The sequence below is a fragment of the Moorena sp. SIO2C4 genome, from assembly GCF_010672485.1.
Classification (GTDB): domain Bacteria; phylum Cyanobacteriota; class Cyanobacteriia; order Cyanobacteriales; family Coleofasciculaceae; genus Moorena; species Moorena producens.
In genome coordinates, this window is the sequence record NZ_JAAHGN010000642.1 from 1 (window position 1) to 4,331 (window position 4,331).

Annotated in this window: 6 protein-coding genes; 2 read left to right on the forward strand and 4 right to left on the reverse strand. The window is 40.0% G+C overall.

Features of this window, described 5'->3' with window-relative positions:
- Window positions 1–537, forward strand: a 537-nt coding sequence (locus F6K20_RS26230) for a sensor histidine kinase (RefSeq protein ID WP_287296591.1), incomplete at its 5' end; no start/stop codon positions are given.
- A 168-nt stretch (window positions 538–705) separates the two neighbouring features.
- On the opposite strand, the gene F6K20_RS26235 is transcribed toward F6K20_RS26230, so the two are convergent.
- Both F6K20_RS26235 and F6K20_RS26240 read right to left on the reverse strand, forming a co-directional pair.
- Entirely contained in the window at window positions 706–1,344 is a 639-nt protein-coding gene (locus F6K20_RS26235; protein WP_008178396.1) for a phosphoribosylanthranilate isomerase, read from the reverse strand.
- Window positions 1,345–1,390: 46 nt separating this feature from the next.
- The gene (locus F6K20_RS26240) at window positions 1,391–1,744 is read right to left on the reverse strand and encodes a YkgJ family cysteine cluster protein (protein ID WP_008178398.1); all 354 of its coding nucleotides are present in this window, start codon (window positions 1,742–1,744) and stop codon (window positions 1,391–1,393) included.
- A 201-nt stretch (window positions 1,745–1,945) separates the two neighbouring features.
- Here F6K20_RS26240 and psb30 point away from each other — a divergent pair, with 201 nt between their 5' ends.
- Entirely contained in the window at window positions 1,946–2,080 is a 135-nt protein-coding gene (gene psb30 / locus F6K20_RS26245) for a photosystem II reaction center protein Ycf12/Psb30 (RefSeq protein ID WP_008178400.1), read from the forward strand.
- A 1-nt stretch (window position 2,081) separates the two neighbouring features.
- On the opposite strand, the gene F6K20_RS26250 is transcribed toward psb30, so the two are convergent.
- On the reverse strand, window positions 2,082–2,240 hold the full coding sequence (locus F6K20_RS26250) for a hypothetical protein (protein WP_287296592.1): 159 nt from the start codon (window positions 2,238–2,240) through the stop codon (window positions 2,082–2,084).
- A gap of 48 nt (window positions 2,241–2,288) precedes the next feature.
- A partial coding sequence (locus F6K20_RS26255) for a hypothetical protein (RefSeq protein WP_287296594.1) occupies window positions 2,289–4,331 on the reverse strand: 2,043 nt, incomplete at its 5' end.

Here is a 4,331-nt window from a genome sequence, read left to right on the forward strand (position 1 = left end):
TCAATCCAGATTATCGAAGTCTTAGACTTGGCTCTTTCTGCTCTGAGATCGATTTGGTCACCAGAGACTCTACCAGAAATCAACGTTAAACTACCCTCTGTCTTACCTACAGTCTTAGCAGATGGTGAAGGGTTGGTAGAAGTCTTAACCAAACTCCTAGACAATGCCTGTAAGTTTACTGAGCCAGGGGGTAAAATCACTATCCAAGCCCAAATTAATGAAACTCAAGCAGAGTCGATAGGATTCTTCACCAAGAATCGCCGCCATAATCCCATGTTAGAAGTAATTGTAGCGGATACTGGTAGGGGCATTGAACCCAGTCAGCTAGACGCAATATTTGAGAGTTTTTATCAAGAGGAAGATTCACTCCGACGCACCGTTGGTGGCACAGGTCTTGGTCTAGCTATCTGTCGTCAGATTATTAAAGGTATGGGTGGAAAAATTTGGGCTGAGTCTGAGGGGAAAAATCAAGGTAGTCAATTCCACTTTACCATTCCATTGGAATCATCCCAAACCTTGTTGACTGTTGACTGTTGATCTTCAACCGCCTAACTTTCAATTTTTTAGAATTTAGAATTTAGAATTTAGAATTTAGAATTTAGAATTCACCATTCTGCCTTCTGCCTTCTGCCTTCACCATTCACCATTCTGCCTTCTGCCTTTACCATTCACCCTTCTGACAGACAACCTTCAACCGTTCAACCTTCAACCTTCAACTCTTGATCCTAATTTCTCCAATAACCGAGCAACCTTTTTTAAATCTTTATCACCTGGTCTTCGCTCTACACCACTGGATAGATCAATTCCACTGGGTTGCACCAAAGTGAGGGCATCTAAGACATTATCCGGTGTCAAGCCACCAGCTAGTAACCAAGGGATACTGGGACGAAATTCTTGTAGCCTTTGCCAGTCTAAGGTTTTACCAGTCCCCCCCAACATTTTTCGATGGTAAGCATCTAGTAATAGTGTATCTACACAACTTAAATAACTATGTGCTTGATTTAAACATTCTGAAGTTCTTATCCTTAACGCTTTAATAATTTCAATCTCTGGTAAAGCTTGGCGCAGCTTTTTGCAAAATTCTGGGGATTCATTACTATGCAGCTGAACGGCATTTATCCCTGACTCATCCACAATTTGACTGATTTCTTCCGTAGAGGTATTAGCAAACACACCAATGCGGTCAACTGATACGGACAAGTGGTTGACCACCCCTCGAATTTGCTGTGGTGTAACGTAACGAGGAGAGCCTGGTACACAAATAAACCCTAACGCTGTTGCTCCCAATTTTGCGATCGCATCTGCTTGTTCTGGTTTCGTAATGCCACAAATTTTTACACGCATTGTTACTTGTTACTTGTCCCTTGTTACTCGTTAATTTTAATTTTCCCTATTCCCTCCATATTTCCCGCTCAAAGCGCAGCATTTCCAGAGAGCAATCTCCATAAAGTGCTTCAATATGCTCCCAACAGCAGTCAATGGCAAAATCATTTAAATCTGCTGGCTCCACCCCATACATATCCTGAAATACCTCAGGTTCCACCCGACAGAAACGAGGTCGATGGGGATAAATACGACATTCACGGGTGGTGTGGTCGAAATTTATACACCATCCCCCCTCACCTACCATACTTAAATATAGCGCTAGCTCTTCTGGGAGAAGATATTCCTCTAATCCTGGACGCTCAGCTGGGTCAAGATGACAGCAAGCGCCACATTGCTTTACACAACTCCAAGTTGCCATAACTTTGAAAAAAGAGCTAAAAGCTTAAACTATATCTAGCTTAGCGAGTTTTCACCCGTGATAGGTGTGGTCAGGCTTGCCGTTGAGTTTTGTATATTTTTGTAAACTTACTTAAAAAAAGCAGATCATTACCCAGTAATATCTAAGGGATGGATTGTGATTAGTCACCATCGCCTTTGTTGGGTCAATTCTGGAGAACACATGTATTTAGCTTTTTTAGATTTTATAGGTAACATCGATTGGGTATTAATTGCTCAATTGACTATGCTGGCAGCTGTTGTGATTGCTGGTCCAGTGGTCATTTTCGCCCTATATGCTCTTAGAGGGGACCTTTAATCTAGGGTTGAAGGTGAGGCGGTTGTTCGCCCTTGGCGTTCGGTGTAGGGTAGGTGATGCAGTTGAAGGTTAGCCCGTTGAAGGTTGAAGGTTCGGCGTTGCTTAATAATGGAATGATTTTAAGAGTGAGGTGGAACCGGCATCTTGGTGGAACCGGCATCTTGCCGGTTATCAATATTTTCGGGCAGGCAGGATGCCCACCCTACTTCTATTCATTCCTTGATTCAGCAACGCCAAATTCTATAGGACGGCTTTTATCATCAAGTGCTTTCCAAAACAAATCAATATCATCGGTCTTGAAACGTTGTGCCATGCGATAAACCCCTGGTTCTATACCTTTTTCAGTCGTCGCAAGTTTGACCAAACCCAGGAGTTGCATTGTGACAATTGGATCAATATATTCTGTTTTTACGCCTTTCTCATGTTTAGCAAAAAAGTTGATCACAAAACCATCTGCTAACAGTACTAATCTTTTAGATTGACCATTAAATTGAATATCATAGACCGTACCAATATCATCATGAAAGGATTTGTGAATTGAAATATTCTTTTTGATCTGATGCCGAATCCATTCAACCAAACCAGAAACCCATGTACTAGATTCGACATCCTTTAAACCCATGCTCTTGATCAATTCAGGATAATCTTTTAGTTTAGCTACTAGAGAATCAGATGTTTCCGAAGAAGAAAGCACTTGATGAATGACTTGAGTCTCACTATCTGAAATAAAACACAACTTCTGCTCATAATATCTCTTGTACCAGATTAACTGTTGATGAATATCGATTGTATTTTCGGAAATAATTTCTAATAACTCGTCTAGAAAAACTATTGCCTTTCTAAATTCATAATCCTTCGATGAACCACTGGTAAGAATCAGTTCATCTACAAGATATCCGATATTTTTTCTAGTCAAAAACCCATTGATATCCAGCTCATCCAACACAAGGGAGCCGGTAACACCAATAATTGTATCAATGTGGTTTTGAATAAGGCGCGTTACTTTTCGGAAAGATAGTATTTGTTCAGGAACTAATAAGGTTACCTTTTTGAAGCAATTTTGCTTACTAAAGATTTGACTCATTCCTTGGCCATTGGGTAACAGTTCGATTTTCTCAGGGACATACCCATATTGCTGACGGATAGATTCCCATAAACCATTCAACGTATTTGTTTGATACCATAGCGTCTGCAAGGAAGATTCTGGGCTGGGGAAAGCATTAGTTATAACTAATTCATTAAAAGATTCGTACTTGGGAGAGGGTGAGAAAAATTCTAGCACCGATTTCTCAATCTTATCGCTATACAATTGAGGGTGACGCTCACCAAAAGGTAAATCGACAATCACTGGTAAACAGGTGTCTTCAACAATATATCTGCCCAAATTTAAATAATCAACTTTTGTGGCAGCATAGGGAAATCTTTGACTGTCAATTTCTCTAGAAAATGCTTGATCGACAATATCTACAGCAAAAACATGACTTGTACTATTTTGCATTTCTGTCAGTTCTTCAACCAATCGGGTTCCGATTGCACCATTACCTCCGATGACCGCTACTTTCCGTGTTTCAAATGTCGGCAATCCTAATCGGCCTAAAGCTGTTGAAGTTGAGTCAATAATTGCTTGTGAAACCCCTTTTGTTTCGAAAATTAGCTTGATGTCATCCCGTGCTGTAGAAAGCACAGGAAGCAAAGCTTTTCCTTGATAATATTCTATAGCGGCTCGGTCTCTTTTTTCCCCAGCAGTAGTTACTTCAACAGCACCAATAATAATATTTTTATCGACAGCATTCTTGAACAGAGAATGTAAACCATGATTTGGATCTTGATAAATTTGATAAATTAAAGGTACAGCATATCCTCCATCTTCATAAATCAACAGTTTTTTATTTTGTTTGATACATGTTTGAATGCAGCGAACGAGTTCTGTTTCAACTAACGCTGTCATTGCACTCATATAGTTTTGATTAACTTCCGATTTTTCATACAGGTTAACAAATAACTTTTCCTCAGTATTTGGGAGAAAAGAGGACTGCTTAAAGTCAAACTTGTATTGCGTTGGCTTGATAGGATGTTGAATCATACGTAAACATCGATAGCTTTGACCAGAAACATGATCTAACATCCTCATAATCGGCCAATTACTTTCACCATAGGGAATCCCAATAAATGCATCAATGTTAAACCCTAAGGCATCCAGGGTTTGTAAAGTCATGACAACTTCATGAGTCCGATGGTGAGCACAAAGAGA

Coding starts and splice junctions, on each gene's coding strand:
- F6K20_RS26235 (WP_008178396.1), bottom strand. CDS start 1,344: ATGCGTGTAAAAATTTGTGGCATTACGAAACCAGAACAAGCAGATGCG.
- psb30 (WP_008178400.1), top strand. CDS start 1,946: ATGTATTTAGCTTTTTTAGATTTTATAGGTAACATCGATTGGGTATTA.
- F6K20_RS26250 (WP_287296592.1), bottom strand. CDS start 2,240: ATGCCGGTTCCACCAAGATGCCGGTTCCACCTCACTCTTAAAATCATT.
- F6K20_RS26240 (WP_008178398.1), bottom strand. CDS start 1,744: ATGGCAACTTGGAGTTGTGTAAAGCAATGTGGCGCTTGCTGTCATCTT.